The organism is Dysgonomonas sp. GY75 (assembly GCF_015234155.1).
Classification (GTDB): domain Bacteria; phylum Bacteroidota; class Bacteroidia; order Bacteroidales; family Dysgonomonadaceae; genus Dysgonomonas; species Dysgonomonas gadei.
In genome coordinates, this window is record NZ_JADCLQ010000052.1 from 139,081 (window position 1) to 159,356 (window position 20,276).

Here is a 20,276-nt window from a genome sequence, read left to right on the forward strand (position 1 = left end):
AAGACAGGTGTTAAGTTTTACTTCTTGATAATTTTCCACGACGTGTTCTCGCCGTCGATATTGATTTGCAGCACATACAACCCGTTAGGCCTGCCGCTGATATCCAGGTCGCAAACGGACGATTCCATCTTACGTTTAATTACAACCTGTCCCTGCATATTATAAATGCTGAGGTTTACGGATTGACAGGCTTCGAAATCAGATATTTCAACTTTCAGGTGGCCCTCCGTCGGGTTCGGATAAATTTTGATTGTCCTTTCGGCCAGTTCCTCTGTAAAGACCGTGGCCGGGCTTTCCGCCGATTTGGTCAGTACGATTTCCTTTTTCCGGGATATCCGGTTGCCCGATGCGTCGTAGCTGTATTCGATGCGCTGCGCGTAAGCGTCTGTACATAGGAATACAGCTATGAACGGTAATAAAATAAGTATATGAGTTTTCATATCCTATTAAGGTTTAATTGTTTTTATTTATATTTTAATATGGAAATTAGTGTCAGACCGGAGAAATGGTTTGACAGGCAATTAACATACGGCTTGTTTGCCGTAAGCGCATAAAGGCAATAAGAATCAGCTGCTATCCTGAAAGGTATCCGTTTGTCGCAAACGGGAAAAAATTATTGGAAGAACAGCCGTAAGGCCGGCGGTAGTTTCCATTGGGTTAAGTATATCCGGCAGTTCCCGCAACCGGAATATTAAGGTTATATAAAAAGAGGCATGGGAACTTCTATAACTTATTTTACATAAAGGCTCTGACAAAGCCACTTGACGAAATGAGCAAGAAGTCCCACGCCTCTCGTATATAACAAGAAACGTGGAACATTTGTTACCATCCCCGTCAAGAAAAAATTGTCAGATTTTTATGTAAGGATAGCTATAATGTCTCTCTTATGAGTTCAAATAAATAGAACCGGGTATTCGCCGCTCGCGATATAAATCCGATACTGTGATAAAAGTAAATGTTATTTTTTAATTTTGAAAGGTTTTTGTTAATTTTTATTCATCTTGATACGAATATAATAACCATCTTTATGATTGTCGTTTTTTATCACTCGACTATTGCCTGTATAATGATGTCACGGAAAGGAAAAGACTAGTAGTTGCTAATATCGGAAAAGAAAAGTATCTTTACAGACAGCAATCCACTGGGCTAATGTTGTTTTCTGCATTTTTGTCACTGGTTTGTTACTCACTATATTTTAAAAGAAGGGTTGCATGTTAATTATTAGATGTTTAGAAAAACAATTTACCTTTGTTACCTTTTCTAAATACAATGACTGCAAAAGATATACAAAAAGAACTCGAATCATACTCCACACAGGAGAAGAAGGAATTTCTGCCTTACTTTTTCAAGACAGGGAAAGGGCAATACGGCGAAGGTGACAGGTTTATCGGGGTTGTGGTGCCTGATACCCGCAAAGTGGCGAAAAAATATAAGGATATTCCATTCCCGGAAGTTACCAAGCTATTGGAGAGTGAATATCATGAATGCCGTCTTTGTGCATTGCTTATTCTTGTAGAACGCTTCAAGAAGGCCAGAGAAACAGAACGTAAAGAAATCTGTGATTATTATCTGTCGAAAACTCGATATATCAACAATTGGGACTTGGTAGACCTGAGTGCAAAAGATATAGTGGGAGAGTATCTTGTGGACAAAGACCGCTCGCTACTTTATAGATTGGCCGAGAGCGCATTGCTTTGGGATCAGCGTATTTCTATTCTGGCTACTTTCGCTTTTATCAGGCGTGGAGATCTGGACGATATATTCGCTTTATCTGAAAAATTACTGTGCCATAAGCATGATCTGATGCATAAAGCCATTGGCTGGATGCTGCGTGAAGCCGGTAAAAAGGATAAAGATAAGTTGTGTTCATTTCTCAATCGTTTTCATAAGGAAATGCCGCGGACAATGTTACGCTATTCTATAGAGAAGTTCCAGCCTGAAGAACGGGCATATTATATGAAGAAATGATCAATTACCATTCGCATACATTATCTAACGGTCTTCGCATTGTACATAAACCAATGGAAGGAAACGTCTCTTATTGCGGCTTTATCGTGAATGCCGGGACACGTGATGAAAACCCTGAAGAGTATGGCATGGCTCATTTTGTGGAGCATATGTTGTTTAAGGGGACAAAGAAACGCCGTTCTCATCACATAATCAATCGTATGGAGCATGTAGGGGGAGAACTAAATGCTTATACGAATAAAGAAGAGACCGTTGTTTATGCCATATTTTTGGAACAGCATTTCGAACGGGCGTTTGAACTGTTATCCGATATGACCTTCCATTCCCGGTTTCCTCAGCAGGAGATAGATAAGGAAGTCGAAGTCATTATAGATGAAATACATTCTTATGAGGATAATCCGTCGGAACTGATATTTGACGAGTTTGAGAATCTTGTTTTCAATGGTTCCCAGATAGGACATAACATCTTGGGAGAACCCGATACGCTGTTAAACTTTGATACACCGAAAGCAAGAGCCTTTGTTGACAGGTTTTATGTACCGTCCAATACTGTTTTCTTTTCGTTGGGAAATACAAACTTTAAGAAAGTCGTGTATCTTGCCGAAAAGTATCTGTCCGGTCTTTCCGGCGCTGTATGTCCGAATGGACGTCTGGTTCCTGCCGAAATAAAGCTGGAAAAAAGGACTGAAAATAAGGAGACATCTCAGGTGCATGCTTTGATAGGCTGCCGTTCGTATTCGATGTTTGAACCCGATAGGAAAGTCTTGAACCTGTTGAATAATATATTGGGAGGGCCGGGTATGAACAGCCGCCTGAATATTTCGCTTCGGGAGAAAAAAGGGTATGTATACAGTGTCGATTCTACTGCGACGGCTTATACAGATACCGGCATTTTAACTATTTACTTCGGATGCGACAAGCGTAATGCTGATAAATGTATAGATCTGGTACACAAAGAACTGAAGAGGATAAAGAATGATAAACTTAGTACATCGCAGTTGTCAATAGCCCAAAAGCAGCTTATAGGACAGATCGGTGTAATGAGCGATAATCATGAAAATATGGCGCTGTCGCTTGGAAAGAGTTTTTTCCATCACAATCATTATAATACCCTCGAAGAAACATTTCGTAAGATTGAATCTATAACAGCAGAACAGATACAGGCTGTGGCAAATGAAATTTTTGAGGAAAATAGACTCTTTAGTTTATTATATAATTAATTCTTTTAACTTTGTGGAACGATATAAGCTTTATGAAAACAGTATCTAGAATATTTTTACTTGTCGGCTTGTTAGTTTTGGTATCTTCCATTGCGAATGCTCAGACTATAAGAAAACGTTTGACCACAGATCTCCTGTTCGGTTTCAACTTTGCTACAATGGATATCAAAGGCGCCAACATGTATAAAGAGCCTAAGGTTGGTTTTACGATAGGTGCTAATGTCAACTTTAAAATACTGCATAATATTCAGCTACAATCAGGTCTCTATGTAACGAAGAGAGGGCTTAAACAGCATATCCAGAGAAGTGAGTATAATACAGCTATGGATGTTGAATATTATGGCGATACTCTTCGTAATACAGCAGCAGACTATTTGCAGATTCCATTAGGCCTTGGATATGAGGTGTATCTGACAAAACATTTTGCAATAAATTTCAATGCCGGAGGCTACGTTGCGTACGGCTTTAAAGGTAAGAACCGGGGAGAGGCCTATGCTACAACTATAAAGGATGGTGTTGTACAAGGTACACAAATTACAATACCCTCATATGAAGAAGAAACATTTGCTTTGAGAAAATGGAATCGATGGGATTACGGAGTCTTGGGACGGGTAGGATTGATATATGATATATGGACGATAAACCTGACCTATGAATATGGTTTTCATAATGTTGCCGATGATGGACGGGACTTGAAAAACCGTAATATGTCGGTGGCACTAGGATTTCGCTTCTAAAAATATAGATAGTGTGACTATCCCGGAGGAACTGATATTCAGTTCTTTCTTTGTTTCTATCAGGTTCCTATGATGCTGCAAATCAGAACTTTTATCTGTTCATTTTGTTTTATATTTACAGAATAATCAATAATAAGTACGATATGGAAGATTTGGTAAAGAGACTTCAGGTTGAAGTCGGACTCACAGAGGAGGAGGCAATTAAGTCTATATCAGTAGTAAAAGACTATATGGATAAAGAAGGTCTTGATATAGATTGGGAGAAATTCTTTAAAGGTAAGAGTGAAGATTTTATAGAGAAGGCCAGAGAGTTATTCACAAATGTCTCGAAGCAAACTCAGAGCTATACGGATAAAATAGTGGATAAAGTGGATAGCTTTGCAGATAAAGCAAAGAAAAGCGCTCATGACCTGAGCCAGAGAGCTGCAGACTTTTTTGATGAAAAGTGATCCAGGCCTTTAATAAAAGGCTGAAATAAGGTAAGAGGAGAGAATCTATTTATCCTCCTTTTTCTTTTCTGCGGTTTGGTTGGGATTCAGAGCGTCCAATATTAGCTTATCGTATTCATAGATATCATCGGCGTAATACAGTGCCTCGTCGTCAGGATACATAAATGCAGTATAATAATCAATGAATAAGGATATCTTATTGTCCTTATCGATATTGATAATATCGGGTAGTTTCTTTAGTTTCTGCTCTTTAAGCAACTTCTTACCTTCATCAGATACCGGAGGCTTATTTATGCTATGGTAAAGCTGGTCTTTATAAACCTCAGTTACAGGTGAAGCGCAGAAAAATGCAAGGTCGAAAGGCTTCTGTACTCTCACGCAGCCATGACTAACGGCCCTGTTTTTTCTGTTGAATGCGAGTTTACTGGGAGTATCGTGAAGATATACAGAGAATGCATTGTTGAACATGAACTTCACCAGGCCAAGTGAGTTTCCTCCTCCCGGATCTTGTTTGATAGTATAAGAAAACTTACTGGGGTTGACATCTTCCCAATTGATTGACGATACATCTACTTCCTTACCGCCCTTGTATAGTTTCATGTTATGTCGTTTGATGTAAGTAGGATCTTTTTTCTGCAATACAGCTACTTCTTTTTGAGCAATACTTGTCGGTACATTCCATATGGGATTGAGGTTCATATAGCTAATATCGCTTTGGAGAAGAGGGGTTTTATTCCTTACCGAACCAACGCATACTCTGGATATCAGAGGCAGGCTGTCATTCTTAGTATTATTGGCAACTAACATGGCAGCAGCCACATTTACCTCTATATGTTTATAATGTTTTGCTTTAGCCCGTTTCCAGCGATACCTTTCCATATTTGCCCGTATCTTAGCAAGGTAATATTCAAAAGGTCTGTTTAGTGCGCTTATAGTTAGTTTACCAACTTCTGCTTCTTCCGGATATGAATTCCTTCGTCTGAAAGTATTTATTGCAGCAAGCAACTCTTCATCCAGCTTTATGTGGAGACTGTCACTACTTATCGAATCTGGTTTATATTCTCCGGTCAACATAAGCCTGCCTGCAATGTCTTTAATGTGTTTACTCTTATCACCGAGTTTATAGGTAACATCACCTGAAGTTATCTCTTTAAAGCCTGTTTCTTGTATGGTTCTTAAAAGCTTATACTCTTCTCTCAACCTTAGATAGATATCCTCTGACGGCTGTGAATTGAGTACAGCCGAAATGGGATCCTTTTTTATCTCAGCATATAGATTATTATAGAATAAAGAATCGGGAGCAGAGGTAACGATATCATAATCTTTCTTGTACAGGTTTTTGGGATCGGTAAAGCCGTATTTCATCCCTGTAATATACTTTATGGCAGACCTGGTCGATGTCTCTTCCAAAGCGATCATTATCTTATACACTGTATCCAGATTATTAACAAAGGTGCCAGAGTCTATTGCATCTGCCATCATTTTTATTCTTGACGAAGAAAATAATTCGGGAGACAATCCATGCTCTTCAACCTGATTCAAAATATCAATAAACGTATATAATCTTTTTGTATCGAGTGTGTCATGTATCCATACGGGATTGAACTCTGTAGTAGTATATATTGATTTTAATACGGAATCATTAGTCGTATGGGCTTTTAGTGACTCTTGTAATATGCGGAGATCAAACTCCGGATAGTTTCTTGCAAATTTGGATTGGAGAACCTCTTTTTTGTCAGATTCGCTGACTTTTGTATGTTCTTTCTTTTTACAGCTAACTATAAAAAATGAGAATATAAGGAAAGAGAACCAAAGGAAATACTTCATGAAGGCTGATGATGTGTCAAGTGTGTAATTCGTTCTATTATTTCGACACAAAAGTAATAAAACTTTATAAAATGACAATATACAAAATAGGCTTAACAAAGTAAAGTTGTAATCAAATCTTGAAATATTTATCTATAAGTAAACAATCAGAAAATAAGGGTTGTTGATAAGGAGTTCTTTGAAAAATTTATATGATACCATTTACAGTAAATAGTAGTTCTTTTTTATAAAAATCCACATCAGCCGGATAAAAGCAAAAAGGCTATTCCGTGTTGAAATAGCCTTTTATAAAAACAAAAATTATTATTTTTTCACACCGTTGCGAATCAACAATGCATCCACAGACGGTTCTTGTCCCCTGAATTTGACATACAGGCTCATCGGCTCTTCTGTATTTCCTTTTTCGAGGATATTTCTACGGAACGATTCTGCTGTTTCTTTGTTGAAAATTCCGGTCTCTTTGAACAAGGCGAAAGCATCTGCATCAAGTACCTCAGCCCATTTGTATCCATAGTATCCGGCTGCGTATCCGCCCGAGAATATATGTCCGAATGAAGGGGACATAGCGCTGCCATCTACCAGAGGCAGAAGAGCGGTCTTAGCCATCGCTTTACGTTCGAAGTCGATCACATCGCCTGTATATGGCTGTGTAAGTGTGTGCCAGGCCATATCCAGATATCCGAAGGATAGTTGACGATAGCACAGGTAACCTGCATTGTAGTTAGCTGCATCCACAAGTTTTTTTACCAGTTCGGCCGGTATTTTCTCACCTGTTTTATAATGTACGGCAAACTTATCCAGATATTCTTTTTCTGTCAGCCAGTTTTCCATTATCTGAGAAGGCAGTTCTACAAAATCGTGCAAAACATTGGTTCCGGATAAAGATTCGTAAGTACATTTTGTAAGCATACCGTGCAATGCATGCCCGAATTCATGTAGGAATGTTTCTACTTCATCAAAAGTAAGCAGAGCAGGTTCTGTACCGGCAGGGCGGGTAAAGTTCATTACAATAAGCACCTGCGGACGGGAGTCTTTATCTTTTTCTATGTATTGGCCTTTAAATTCAGTCATCCATGCACCCTGTCTTTTTCCTTCACGGGGATGGAAATCTGTATAAAGCACGGAAAGGAAGTTGCCTTTTTCGTCCAATACATCAAACGCTTCTACTTCAGGATGGTAAACGGGAATTTTTGTATTCTTTCTGAAAGTGATGCCATACAAATCGGTAGCCAGGCCGAATACGCCTTTCTTTACATTTTCCAGTTCGAAGTATGGACGTACCAGTTCGTCACTGACACTATATTTGGCATCTTTCAGTTTTTCGGAATAGTATGACCAGTCCCAAGGCTGAAGATCTATATCTTTATTTTCCATGCCTACAGCGAAACCTTCGACCATTTTCACATCTTCGCGGGCAGCTTTGGTATAGGCATCGAACAGATTATCGAGCAGCTCATATACATGCTTCTTATCCTTAGCCATTTTGTTGCGTAATACATAAGTTGCATAATCGGAATAACCCAGCAAATTGGCGATTTCCATACGGGTTTTGGCTATTTCTTTTACATTTTCCTGATTGTCGAATTCACCGCCTGCAGCACATTGGGTCGTATATGCCTTATATAGCTTTTCCCGGAGATCGCGGCGTGAAGAGTATTTCATAAATGCAATATAGCTTGGGGCTGATAAGTCAAATAACCATCCTTCTTTATTCTTAGACTTGGCTTTCGCTTCAGCTGCATCTAATGCTATTTTAGGAAGTCCGGCTAGGTCTGCTTTATCGGTCAGCAACATTTCGAATTTGTTGTTCTCTTTCAACGCATTTTGTCCGAAAGTTAGAGTTAACTGGCTCAATTTAGAAGATAATTCCTTATAGGTATCCCTATCCTTGCCGGTGAGCGTAGCCCCTCTGTTTTCGAATCCCTGATATGTCTTTTCCACCAGACGGATCTGCTCAGGATTAAGATTGGATTCGAATCGTTTGTCATATACAGCTTTCACTTTCTGAAACAGCCCTTCGTTCAGATTGATTTCATTCGAGTGCGCCGAAAGCTTCGGTTGTACCCGTTGGGCTATTTGCAGCATTTCGTCATTGCTTTCCGCACTCAGCAGATTGAAGAACACTGATGTAACACGGGACAGAAGTTTCCCTGATTCCTCTAGTGGTACTATTGTATTCTCAAAAGTAGGGACAGCCCTGATCATTACTATCTTGTTTATCTCCATAGTATGGTCTTTGATACCTTTCTCTATGGCAGGTTCGTAATGTTCATTTTTTATTTTATCGAACGGAGGTGTATCGTAAGGCGTTTTATACGCCGAAAAGAACGGGTTTTGAGCTTGAATTGTTGTCATCGCTATTATTAATAATAAAATAGATAATATGAGTTTTTTCATATAAATCAGGGGTTTTAAAGTTAAAAAGTAATAGATAGGATTAAGTTATATATCTTCGGTACGATTTAAACTGTTGCTAAATTGGTCTGTGACTCTAGCCTTGTTGTAAACTGTTATCTCTTATAGATTGTTCACAGTATAAATTATCTCCATTGAGTAACTTCATCTACAGAGAAACGTACTGTATCTTTACCTTCTTCGGCAGCTTTCCCTATAGATAAAAGTAATATGGGAATATATCGTTTCGGATCAAGTTCAAGGGCTTCGGTCAGCTCTTTACGCAAAAATCCACCTATAGGATTGGTGTCATATCCGTAATTTTTAGCGGCAAGCATCAGTTGCATTGTCACAAAGCCACAATCGAGCAGGATGGAATTTCTTAACCTTTCTTCTGTATAACCTGCACCATAAACAGTCATTATTTCCAGCATTTTGTCTTTATGTTCCTGTGTCATTAAGTCATATTCCACATTGGCCGACAGTATTTTATCGGCAGAGGAATAATTGTCCATGTCGCCATAGATGGCTATTATAGCAGACGAGGTCTCCCATAGCAGCTGGTTAAACATCATATATGGCTTTATCAATTCTTTGCCTTCTTTGCTGTCGAAGATGAAAAAACGCCAGGGTTGCAAGTTAAATGACGAGGGCGCAGTCATTGCATCTTGTAGGATATCGGACATTTCCTCTTTACTGATTTTTATCGACGGATTATATTTTCTGATTGAAGTGCGTTCTGTAAACAGATTGTTGGCCTGATTCTTAACTTTCTTTAATTGCATAGCTCTCTTTTCGAATTAATAGACTAAGACAAAGGTATAAAAACTAATCTAAAAACTTTATCTTTGCCCATTAAATAAGATAATTGCGGGGACTGAAGGGCTTGAAAAAGTTCTCTTGCAGGATATACTTTTTTTTATGTTTTTTCGTTATTAATTAAATTAAGTAACAGATATGATTTAATGTTATGTTTTCTAATCATAACTGATGATTGTAGCTTTACTTATCAAAACAATAAATAGGTCAGCGACCTTAATATAATAGAGTTATGATTGACTATATAAAAGGTGAAATCACGGAATTAACCCCGGCCTCAGTCACCCTTGAAACCTATGGCGTAGGATATTTTATAAGTATATCGTTGAATACATATTCAAACCTGACAGGTAAGAAAAGTGCACAACTTTTTATTTACGAAGCTATAAGAGAAGATGCTCACCAGTTATTCGGTTTCTTTGACAAACAGGAACGAGAGCTGTTTATGTTATTAATAAGCGTTTCGGGTATCGGAGCCAGTACGGGGCGTATGATATTGTCTTCGATGAGTACACAGGAACTCGCGAACGTTATTGCTTCAGGTAATTCTGATATGTTGAAAACCGTTAAAGGAATTGGTCTGAAGACGGCACAACGTGTGATAGTAGATCTGAAGGATAAGATAAAAGTAAGTGGGATAGAGCAGGTTGATATGTTTGCATCGGGACATCCGTCAGGGGAAGAAGCGGTAGCAGCATTAGTTATGCTCGGGTTTACCCAGCAGGCATCTCAAAAAGTTGTGGCTAAAATATTAAAGGATAAGGCTGATAGCACAGTCGAGCAGATTATAAAGACAGCGTTGAAGATGCTCTAAGTATGTAGTGTATTTTAACTTAGCAAGGCAATAGATAGGTTTGTGACCTTATTATCTATTATTTATTTTTAGAGTTGAAAAAATATATAAAATATTTATTTGTAACTACGCTCCTCATAAGTTCTGTGAGTTTGTTTTCCGGTATCACCGGTAAGACAGATTCCTTTTTTGCTTACGCTGACCAACTGCAATCACAGGATACAGTGCCCCGTTATCCGGTAAAGAAAACGCAGATAACTACATATAAGGATCTTAAAGATAATCCTCCTGCCGATCTCAAAACTCCGTCTAATATTGAGACGTCGGTAGAATATGACCCCAATACAAAACTGTACATCTTTCGCACCAAAGTAGGAGACCAGGAAATATCAACGCCTTTTTCACTTACCCCTAAAGAATACATGGACTATACGTTGAAGCGTTCTATGTTCAACTATTTTAAGGGAAAGAATGTGGAAACCTACGACAATAAGGATGAAAAAGATGAATTTTCATTGAAGGATATAAAGTTGGATATCGGGCCGGCCGAAAAACTCTTTGGTCCCGGAGGTGTAAAGGTGAGGACACAGGGATATGTAGAGGCTACGATGGGTGTCAAGCATACAAGTACGGATAATCCTACTCTGTCGGAACGTAACAGGAGTAAAACAGCCTTTGAGTTTAATGAAGATATACAGATGAATGTAACGGCATCTGTTGGCGATAAGATCAATTTCGATATGAATTATGATACAAAGGCGTTGTTCGATTTTGATTCTAAAAAACTAAAATTGGCATATGAGGGAAAGGAAGATGAGATAATAAAACGTATCGAAGCCGGCAACGTAAGCATGGCAACGACCAACTCACTCATCAACGGAGGTACATCACTTTTCGGTATCAATACCGAACTACAGTTTGGCAAATTGCGTGTCAATATGGTCGTATCGCAACAAGAGTCCGAATCTCAAACTACAAGTTCGAAGGGTGGTATCCAAACCAATGAGTACGAATTCAAAGCCGACCAATACGATGCCAACAGGCATTTCTTTATATCAAACTATTTTCGTGACAATTATGATAAGGCAATGTCTAAACTGCCTTTTATTCAGTCGCCTGTCAATATCACTAATATTGAAGTATGGGTGACAAATAAGAGGGGAGATTATACGCAATCCCGTAATATAGTTGCATTTGCCGATATAGGTGAACATACAAAAATCAAGAATAATAAATGGACTGCAACCATAGGAAAACCGGACAATCCTGATAATGATGCAAATAATCTATACACTACCATTAAAATGGAAAAACCCGGAGCCAGGGATATATCTCAGATCACAGGCCTGTTTAGCGGATATATAGAAAGCGGCCTCGATTATGAAAAAATAGAGAGTGCCCGGTTGCTGACTCAGGCTGAATATACTTTTAATCCTCAATTGGGTTATATATCGCTTACCTCGGCCTTGCAAGCCGATGAAGTGCTGGCAGTAGCTTATACATACAAAGCCAATGGCAAAGATTACAAGGTGGGTGAACTGGCGACTGACATTGTGGATAAATATGATTCAGGTAATCCGAAATCCGGGGCATTGTTTGTAAAGCTGGTAAAGCCTGTCTCTCTTTCTCCTCGTTCCTACACTTGGGACATGATGATGAAGAACGTATATAAGGTGAGTGATAATGCTGTTCAGCAAGACCATTTCATGTTGAATATATCTTATCAGTCAGACACTATAGGTACTTATATAAATTACATTCCGGAAGGTAATATCAAGAATGAATTACTGTTAAAAGTAATGAATCTCGACAGGCTCGATTCCCGCAACAATGAAGTAACGAATAAAGAAGGTGCTAAAGGTGACGGTATCTTTGATTTCGTTGAAGGATATACCGTTAAGTCGCAGAACGGACGTGTTTTCTTCCCTGTGGTCGAGCCTTTTGGCTCTCATTTGAGACAGAAGATAGGAAACAATTCCATTGCCGATAAATACGTCTATCAGGAGTTATATGATTCCACATTGACTGTCGCCCAGCAAATCGCAGAGAAGAATAAATTCAAAATATCAGGTTCGTATCGAGGATCGGGTTCCAGTAATGCCGAGATAGACCTTAATGCCACCAATATACCTCAGGGCTCTGTGAAATTAACCGCAGCCGGAGCTACTTTGGTCGAGGGTGTGGACTATATAGTCGATTATATAGCGGGAAGGGTTACTATTATCAATCAGAATTTGCTGGATTCCAATACACCGATACAAGTTTCTTCCGAGGGGAGAACTTTTAATATGCAACGAAAAACTTTGCTGGGACTTAATCTGAGTTACGATATCTCAAAAAATTTCAATATTGGTGGTACTATTATGCACTACTATGAGAAGCCGCTGACGATGAAAACACAGATTGGAGACGAGTCTGTGAAAAATACTTTGTGGGGGCTGAACACATCCTACAAAACAGAATCGATGTGGCTGACAAATCTTGTAGATAAGTTGCCATTTGTAGAAGCGACCCAGCCATCTCAGATTTCGTTCAATGCCGAGTTTGCTCAGATGATACCCGGACATTATCAGAGTAAAGAAGCGGGAGGATATTCTTATCTGGACGATTTCGAATCATCGCAATCGCGGATAGATATAAAAAATCCTTATGCATGGACTTTGGCTTCTACTCCTTTTGGTGCTAAAGGTAAGGATAATAAGGTATTATTTGAAGAGGCGAAATTGAGTAACCAGATAGAGTATGGAATGAACCGGGCTATGTTATCATGGTTTATGATAGACAATCTTTTTACCCGTAAAGGCTCATCTCTGACACCTAATCATATAAAAAATGATCAGGACCAATTATCCAACCACTTTGTACGGGAGATCAATATGTACGAGATTTATCCGAATAAGGATGTTCCCTATAATGAATCGGCGACTCTCCCTGCATTGAATCTGTCTTTCTATCCTAATGAGAGAGGTCCTTATAATCTGGATGCAACAAATATAGATTCGGACGGAAAACTGAGAGATCCGGAAACCCGTTGGGGAGGGATTACCCGCCGTATGGATGTACGTGATTTTGAAGCGTCGAATGTAGAGTATATAGAATTCTGGCTGATGGACCCGTTTGTTTATGACAAGACGGCAAAGGGAGGCGATTTATATATAAATCTGGGTGAAATATCAGAGGATGTTCTTAAAGACGGTAAGAAATTCTTTGAAAACGGACTTCCTGTCAATGATGATCCCGATGCTGTGGAAACTACGGTATGGGGTAAAGTACCAAAACGCCAGTCGACTGTTTATGCTTTTGATGATAATGCCGGAAGTGATGCCCGCAGGAAGCAGGATGTGGGACTGAACGGGTTGAGCACAGAGGAAGAATTTATATTTGGTACATATAGTAAATACTTACAGGATTATGACGCCAAACTATCAGCAGCAGCAAGAGAGAAATTAAAGGCTGACCGGTTTTCACCACTGAACGACCCTGCCGGGGATACTTACCATTTTTACCGTGGGGCAGATTATGACCGGGATGAGGTAAGTATACTCGATCGTTATAAATATTATAACAATACCGAAGGAAACTCCCCTGATACCAAGCAGACTTCAGAGAGTTATTCTACCGCCGCCCGGCCTGTACCTGATGTGGAGGACATAGATCAGGATAATACATTGAATGAAACAGAAGCCTATTTTCAGTACAGGATAGAGCTTGATCCTAAAAAAATGAATGTCGGCGAAAATTATATAGCCGATAGCCGCAAAGTGGAAGTTCCGCTTCGTAATGGTACGACTGGAGAAGTGACATGGTATCAGTTTAAAGTACCTGTACGCCAAGGTGAAAAAATAGGGAATATATCGGATTTTAAGAGTATCCGCTTTATGCGCATGTTTATGACCGGTTTCAATCAGACCACATTCTTGCGTTTTGGTACATTGCAATTGGTTCGTGGCGATTGGCGCGCATACGAACAGACCCTAAATAAAAATAATGAGCCATCGGGAAATGGTACTCTCGATATTGCGACAGTAAATATAGAAGAAAATTCGGACCGTAAGCCTGTCGGTTATGTACTTCCTCCGGGGCTCAGCCGTGTCACCGACCCCGATCAGGCACAGATGACAAAGGAGAATGAGCAATCATTGTCTATGCGTATACATGAGCTGAGTGCTGGGGATGCGCGTGCGATTTATAAAAATACATATTATGACCTCAGACGATATAAACGCTTACAAATGTTTACCCATGCAGAAGAACTTATCGATGGGGAGAAATTAGTAAGAGGCGATTTCACGATATTTATCCGCTTGGGTTCCGATTATAAAAATAACTATTACGAATACGAGATACCGTTGGTAATAACTCCGGAAGGCTCTACTGACAGGAATGTAGTATGGCCTAACGAGAATATGTTCGACTTCCCGTTAGAATTACTGAAAGATGTAAAATTACATCGCAACAGGGAGAAACGAAAAGCCGGTTCTACAGTTTCATATACAACACTCTATTACGAGTATGACCCCGATAAACAAAACAACAGGGTAAGTGTGATTGGTAATCCTTCATTATCCGAGATCAATGTGATAATGGTTGGGGTAAGGAATAACAGCACAGTGGTCAAGTCGGGAGAAGTCTGGATAAATGAGCTTCGCCTTACCGACTTTGATGAGGAAGGCGGATGGGCTGCACAAGGAAATCTGAACGTTGCTCTATCCGACTTAGGGACAATAAATTTATCGGGACGGAAAGAAACTGTTGGATTTGGAGCCTTAGATCAGAAACTGATGGAAAGGCGTTCCGACGATTATCATACATATAGCATCGCTGCTAATATAGAATTAGGTAAATTCTTTCCGGAGAAAGCGAAAGTAAGCCTGCCTTTATATTACTCATATTCTAATCAGACAACTACTCCAAAATACGATCCATTCGATCAGGATGTTACACTTAAAGAGGCATTGAGCATAGTGGAAACCAAGGCCGAAAAAGATTCAATAAAGAGTCTGGCGCAGGAGAAAACCACAACGAAGAGCATCAGTGTGAATAATGTTAAGGTCAATATTCAGAGTAAGACTCCCATGCCATACGATCCGGCAAACTTTAGTTTCGGCTATTCATATAGCCAGAGTGAGACGAAGAATCCAACTACGGTATATGATGTGACTAAAAATTATCGGGCGACATTCAATTATGCATATAGTCCGATGGTGAAGACTTGGGAACCATTCAAAAATGCAAAGAGTAAGTCCGGGGCTGCGAAGTTTGCCCGGTCATTAGGCTTTAATTATCTTCCGTCTCATATCGCCTTTAATTCCAATATTGTACGATACTATACCGAAACAGCCTTGCGTGATATAGAAAGCTACAGGCTTGGCGGGGGAACATCCAGCGAATTTTTATCATGGAGCCAGTCTTTCTTATGGGACAGGGATTTTAATATCGATTGGGATTTTACCCGTAACCTGAAATTCTCTTTTCAATCGGGGACCAGAGCCGAAATAGAAGAACCATACCTGCAAGTGAATAAAAAACTGAACAGGGACGACTATGATACATGGAAAGATGCTGTTATGCGTAGTTTGAAAAGCCTTGGAGACCCGCTATCATACAGGCAAACAGTAAAAGTTACCTATCAGCTTCCGTTCAAGAATATTCCGGCTATGGATTGGGTAACGTCTAATGCCGGTTATACGAGCGGCTATCAGTGGGATCGCGGAGCTAATATAGATAGTGTAGAGATTGGCAATACCATAAGTAATACAATGACACTGGATCTGACAAACAGATTCAGTATGACCGCGCTGTATAATAAATCTTCATTTTTGAAAAGAGTAAATGACCGTTTCGATGCGAAGAGAAGACCGCAATCTCCTAGCCAGCGTGAACGGGAAAAACGTGAGCCTGAAAGGCGTCGCTTTACACAGAATGTATTGCTACAAAGAGATACAACTGCAACAATTACGCATGGACTCAATACAAAAAATATACAGGTAACCGCAAGAAAAGACGGAAAGCCATATACCGTGAAATTTAAAAAGGTAGATGAGAATACAATCCGGATAAATAATAAAGACTCTGCTGATATACAGCTGAGTATTGAGGGAAGATATAAAGAAACCGGAACGTCGAAACTGTTACAGGATATAGCAGAATATTCAGCGCGTGGGCTAATGTCGGTGCGCACATTAGGGTTTAATTACTCAAGGCATAACGAAACGTATATTTCAGGTTTCAAACCGGGCATAGGTGATGCATTCGGTCAGAAGGGTTCCGATTATGGAATGGTTCCGGGACTTGGTTTTGCTTTCGGACTAGAGGGCGGTGATGATTTTATACAAAAGTCGATAGACAGGGACTGGCTTGTAGGCAATGTTATGAATGTCTCCCCATCGGTATTTAACACGGCCGAAACATTCGAGTTCAGAGCGCAGATAGAACCGTTTAAGGACTTCAAGATAGAGTTGAATGCCAAACATGAGAATAATAAACGGACTGAAGTTCAGTATACTGTTTTAGAAGATGGTACTCCGAATACCTCGAGAACATTCGGCGGCAACTTTTCTATGACTACTGTGGCTTTGTCTTCAGCTCTTAAAAGCAGCAATGCCGGAAATGATTACTATTCGGCAGCTTTTGAAAAATTCCTTGTAAACAGGTATCGTATAAAAAACAGACTTGAGGCTAAATATAGAAATACTTCTTATCCCGGCGGGGGCTTTATCAGCGAAAATACTCCGGGCCTTATCGGTCAGCCTTATTCGGCTGCCACAGGCGAGGTCGATGTTAATTCCGCAGATGTGCTTATTCCGGCATTTATATCTGCTTATACAGGGCGTAGTGCAAATAATATCGCGCTCACGGCGTTTCCGTCCTTGTTATCTATACTGCCTAACTGGACAGTGGCATATGATGGGCTGACCAGCATCCCGCTTATAAAAGAGAAATTTAAGAATTTACGGCTCAATCACGCATATACCTGTTACTATCAGGTAAGTAATTATAATTCTTTCTCAAATTGGGTGCAGGCAGATGACGAACTTGGATATATACGTGATATCCTCAGTGGAAATCCGGTGCCGTCTTCACCATACAATATATCATCGGTCGGTATATCCGAAGTGTTTAATCCTCTATTTGGAGTCGAGGGTACACTGAATAATAATATGACAATCAATACACGTTATAATAATGCACGTACTTTAACCTTAAATATGTCATCTTATCAGATCATAGAATCTCTGCAAAAAGAATTTGTAGTCGGATTCGGATATCGTATCAATGAGTTTAACCGCCTGATAGGATTGAGCCAGAAGTCAATAGGGCAGTTCAATAACGATTTAAATATAAAAGCAGATCTGTCGCATAAAACAGTTGAAGCCTTGCTTCGTAAGATTCAGGAAAATTTTACGCAGGCAACAAGTGGCACGACTATTGTAACGTTAAAAATATCTGCGGATTATGCAATGAGCAGGTCTTTGACTTTGAGAGCGTTCTATGATCGTATCCTCAACAGGCCATTAATTTCATCGTCGTCATATTCGACAACAAACAGTAATTTTGGAATAAGCTTAAAATTTATTTTGCTACAATAAAAAATATTTATAAGCTTGCATAGAAAAAATATTTCCTTTATGTTTATTTTTTCAAATGTTAAACAATATCTTTGTGTTAATTGTTAAATAGTAAAATCGAGACCTATAAAATTTATTTAATTAAAGTAAGCAAGTCTTGGTAGAATAGAGAGGCTAAAATGAAAAAATCAACAATATGGATACTCGCCGGAATAATGGCATTTGCGTTCTTTGGCCTATTGTACTTACAAATAACCTACCTTAGAGAATCGATAAGGATAAGGAGTGATCAGTTTAATGAAATTATAAACAGAAGCCTTTTGCAGGTTTCTCGTAGTTTGGAACTCGATCAGACACAGAAGTATCTGAATGAGGCATTTCTCGAGAATCAGAAAAAACAGGCGGCCGCTTATAACAGATCATTATCTTTGCAGAATCAGATGCAGGAAGAAACAGTAACGCATCAGCAAAGAGTGAAGATGACAGCTCCCGATATGGAGATAAACATGGAGTTGAATATGTCGACCACTACTCAAACTCCGAAGAGTCAGATTTTCCAGTCGCCGAGTAAAGGTGGGACGAATGCTATATCGAAAACGATATTCGGTATGCAGGATGAACAAAAAAAGAAATATCTTTACGAGAGCGATATAATGAACGAGGTATTGAACCGTATTATAAATACGGCAAGTAATATACCTATAGCAGAACGGGTGAATTTGAAATCGCTTGAGGTTCTTATCAGAAACGAGATAAAAGGGAATGGGATAGAGTTGCCATTCCAGTACGAAGTGGTGGATAAAAACGACAAGCCGATATATCAGCAGCCGTTTTTTACGATGCAAAACAGGAAGGACTATTATTTGCAATCGTTGTTTCCTAACGATCCGCAGGATAAGGTTACATACCTGAAGGTATATTTCCCGGATAAGGATAAATACTTGTTTAGTGAAGTAAAATTTCTATATCCGTCAATTTTGTTTACCTTTATATTGCTGGTAACATTTATTATAATCATTTACATCACATTCCGCCAAAAGCGTTTGTCGGAAATGAAGAGTGATTTCATGAATAATATGACACATGAACTGAAGACGCCTGTGTCAACAATCTCATTAGCAGCACAAATGCTTAAAGATGGCTCCATCACGAAGTCTCCGGAAGTTTTCAAACATATATCAGGCGTGATAAATGATGAAACCGAACGGTTAAGTTTTCAGGTAGAAAAAGTTTTGCAGATGTCTCTTTTCGAGAAGCAAAAAGCAACACTGAAAATGAAAGAACTGGATGCCAATGATGTTGTTGTAAGTGTAGCTAATACTTTCCAGATAAAAGTCGAAAAATTCGGAGGTAATCTGGATATCGATTTGGAAGCCACGGAATCAGCTATTGAAGCAGATAAAATGCATTTTACCAATGTGTTATTTAACTTGTTGGATAATGCAGTGAAGTACAGAAGAGAAGATGTACCGCTGGAATTGATGATACGTACATGGAATAGCAATAATAAACTATATATCTCAGTAGAAGATAACGGTATAGGTATAAAGAAAGAATTTGTAAAGAAGATATTTGAACGTTTCTATCGCGTATCTACAGGCAACCGGCACGATGTGAAAGGCTTTGGTCTGGGATTGGCATATGTGAGGAAAATAGTTGAAGATCACAAAGGAACTATAAAAGCTGAGAGTGAATTAGGTAAAGGCACCAAATTTATAATCTGCCTGCCTATAATGAAGAATAATGAGCAACTCAAATAAATTGTATGTAAATAAGTAAGTTATGGAAGAAAAATTGAAATTATTTTTATGTGAAGATGATGAGAATCTTGGTATGCTGCTAAGAGAGTATCTTCAGGCAAAAGGTTATGACACTGACCTTTACATTGATGGGGAAGTTGGATACAAAGGTTTTGTAAAAGAAAAGTATGACCTGTGTATTCTGGATGTGATGATGCCTAAAAAAGATGGTATCACTCTGGTAAAAGAAATCAGAGCAATCAATACCGAAATTCCGATCATATTCTTAACAGCTAAGAATATGAAGGATGATATCCTTGAAGGCTTTAAGGCCGGAGCTGACGACTATATTACAAAACCGTTCAGCATGGAAGAGCTTGTTCTTCGTATCGAGGCTATTTTCCGTCGTGTAAAAGGAAAGAGAAGTAAAGAACAACAGGTTTACCAATTCGGTAATATGAACTTTGATACTCAAAAGCAAATCCTGACTATCAATGGTGAAAGTACCAAACTAACAACTAAGGAAGCAGAACTATTGGCTCTGTTATGTGCTCATGCTAACGACATATTGGAAAGAAATCATGCCCTGAAACAAATCTGGGTCGATGATAACTATTTCAATGCCCGCAGTATGGACGTATATATCACAAAATTGCGTAAGCTGTTGAAACCGGACCCAAGTATTGAGATCATCAATATCCACGGTAAAGGTTATAAACTGATTGCCCCTGTGAACGAGGAAGAAGGAGCTGAATAATATCA

The 20,276-nt window shown here is 39.2% G+C and carries 12 protein-coding genes; 8 read left to right on the plus strand and 4 right to left on the minus strand.

Annotation, left to right across the window (positions count from 1 at the left end; genetic code table 11):
• Positions 1 to 17 precede the first annotated feature (17 nt).
• Positions 18 to 440, minus strand: a complete 423-nt coding sequence (locus IR083_RS19940; RefSeq protein WP_194225626.1) for a T9SS type A sorting domain-containing protein — start codon at positions 438 to 440, stop codon at positions 18 to 20.
• Positions 441 to 1,269: 829 nt separating this feature from the next.
• Here IR083_RS19940 and IR083_RS19945 point away from each other — a divergent pair.
• The 4 genes from IR083_RS19945 to IR083_RS19960 all read left to right on the plus strand — a co-directional run bounded on the left by IR083_RS19945 (position 1,270) and on the right by IR083_RS19960 (position 4,374).
• Positions 1,270 to 1,968: a DNA alkylation repair protein gene (locus IR083_RS19945; RefSeq protein ID WP_194225627.1), complete on the plus strand. Its 699-nt coding sequence runs from the start codon at positions 1,270 to 1,272 to the stop codon at positions 1,966 to 1,968.
• Complete coding sequence (locus IR083_RS19950; RefSeq protein ID WP_194225628.1) at positions 1,965 to 3,188, plus strand: M16 family metallopeptidase; 1,224 nt, start codon at positions 1,965 to 1,967, stop codon at positions 3,186 to 3,188. Before IR083_RS19945 ends, IR083_RS19950 begins: the two co-directional genes overlap by 4 nt.
• Before the next feature lie 32 nt (positions 3,189 to 3,220).
• Positions 3,221 to 3,925, plus strand: a complete 705-nt coding sequence (locus IR083_RS19955) for a porin family protein (RefSeq protein WP_044216837.1) — start codon at positions 3,221 to 3,223, stop codon at positions 3,923 to 3,925.
• Between the two features lie 143 nt (positions 3,926 to 4,068).
• A complete protein-coding gene (locus IR083_RS19960; protein WP_006801476.1) occupies positions 4,069 to 4,374 on the plus strand; it encodes a hypothetical protein in 306 nt (101 codons plus the stop codon).
• Between the two features lie 45 nt (positions 4,375 to 4,419).
• Here the strand turns inward: IR083_RS19960 and IR083_RS19965 are convergent, their stop codons facing one another.
• The 3 genes from IR083_RS19965 to IR083_RS19975 all read right to left on the minus strand — a co-directional run bounded on the left by IR083_RS19965 (position 4,420) and on the right by IR083_RS19975 (position 9,380).
• On the minus strand, positions 4,420 to 6,201 hold the full coding sequence (locus IR083_RS19965; protein WP_194225629.1) for a L,D-transpeptidase family protein: 1,782 nt from the start codon (positions 6,199 to 6,201) through the stop codon (positions 4,420 to 4,422).
• A gap of 303 nt (positions 6,202 to 6,504) precedes the next feature.
• Positions 6,505 to 8,598: a M3 family metallopeptidase gene (locus IR083_RS19970; protein ID WP_194225630.1), complete on the minus strand. Its 2,094-nt coding sequence runs from the start codon at positions 8,596 to 8,598 to the stop codon at positions 6,505 to 6,507.
• Between the two features lie 143 nt (positions 8,599 to 8,741).
• A complete protein-coding gene (locus IR083_RS19975; RefSeq protein WP_194225631.1) occupies positions 8,742 to 9,380 on the minus strand; it encodes a nitroreductase family protein in 639 nt (212 codons plus the stop codon).
• 266 nt (positions 9,381 to 9,646) lie between these two features.
• Between IR083_RS19975 and ruvA the strand changes: the two genes are divergently transcribed.
• The 4 genes from ruvA to IR083_RS19995 all read left to right on the plus strand — a co-directional run bounded on the left by ruvA (position 9,647) and on the right by IR083_RS19995 (position 20,271).
• On the plus strand, positions 9,647 to 10,228 hold the full coding sequence (gene ruvA, locus IR083_RS19980) for a Holliday junction branch migration protein RuvA (protein WP_194225632.1): 582 nt from the start codon (positions 9,647 to 9,649) through the stop codon (positions 10,226 to 10,228).
• A gap of 74 nt (positions 10,229 to 10,302) precedes the next feature.
• Positions 10,303 to 17,796 (plus strand): cell surface protein SprA, encoded by a 7,494-nt coding sequence (gene sprA / locus IR083_RS19985; protein WP_242052492.1) that lies wholly within the window; start codon positions 10,303 to 10,305, stop codon positions 17,794 to 17,796.
• A 158-nt stretch (positions 17,797 to 17,954) separates the two neighbouring features.
• Entirely contained in the window at positions 17,955 to 19,535 is a 1,581-nt protein-coding gene (locus IR083_RS19990) for a sensor histidine kinase (protein WP_006801483.1), read from the plus strand.
• A 22-nt stretch (positions 19,536 to 19,557) separates the two neighbouring features.
• Positions 19,558 to 20,271 carry a response regulator transcription factor gene (locus tag IR083_RS19995; protein WP_006801484.1) on the plus strand — a complete coding sequence of 238 codons (714 nt, stop codon included), beginning with the start codon at positions 19,558 to 19,560 and terminating at the stop codon, positions 20,269 to 20,271.
• Positions 20,272 to 20,276 lie beyond the last annotated feature (5 nt).

Excerpts from the sequence above, each read along its gene's own strand:
- IR083_RS19960 (WP_006801476.1), top strand. The coding sequence starts at position 4,069 with ATGGAAGATTTGGTAAAGAGACTTCAGGTTGAAGTCGGACTCACAGAG.
- IR083_RS19965 (WP_194225629.1), bottom strand. The coding sequence starts at position 6,201 with ATGAAGTATTTCCTTTGGTTCTCTTTCCTTATATTCTCATTTTTTATA.
- IR083_RS19975 (WP_194225631.1), bottom strand. The coding sequence starts at position 9,380 with ATGCAATTAAAGAAAGTTAAGAATCAGGCCAACAATCTGTTTACAGAA.
- IR083_RS19940 (WP_194225626.1), bottom strand. The coding sequence starts at position 440 with ATGAAAACTCATATACTTATTTTATTACCGTTCATAGCTGTATTCCTA.
- IR083_RS19970 (WP_194225630.1), bottom strand. The coding sequence starts at position 8,598 with ATGAAAAAACTCATATTATCTATTTTATTATTAATAATAGCGATGACA.
- IR083_RS19950 (WP_194225628.1), top strand. The coding sequence starts at position 1,965 with ATGATCAATTACCATTCGCATACATTATCTAACGGTCTTCGCATTGTA.
- IR083_RS19995 (WP_006801484.1), top strand. The coding sequence starts at position 19,558 with ATGGAAGAAAAATTGAAATTATTTTTATGTGAAGATGATGAGAATCTT.
- IR083_RS19990 (WP_006801483.1), top strand. The coding sequence starts at position 17,955 with ATGAAAAAATCAACAATATGGATACTCGCCGGAATAATGGCATTTGCG.
- IR083_RS19955 (WP_044216837.1), top strand. The coding sequence starts at position 3,221 with ATGAAAACAGTATCTAGAATATTTTTACTTGTCGGCTTGTTAGTTTTG.
- ruvA (WP_194225632.1), top strand. The coding sequence starts at position 9,647 with ATGATTGACTATATAAAAGGTGAAATCACGGAATTAACCCCGGCCTCA.
- IR083_RS19945 (WP_194225627.1), top strand. The coding sequence starts at position 1,270 with ATGACTGCAAAAGATATACAAAAAGAACTCGAATCATACTCCACACAG.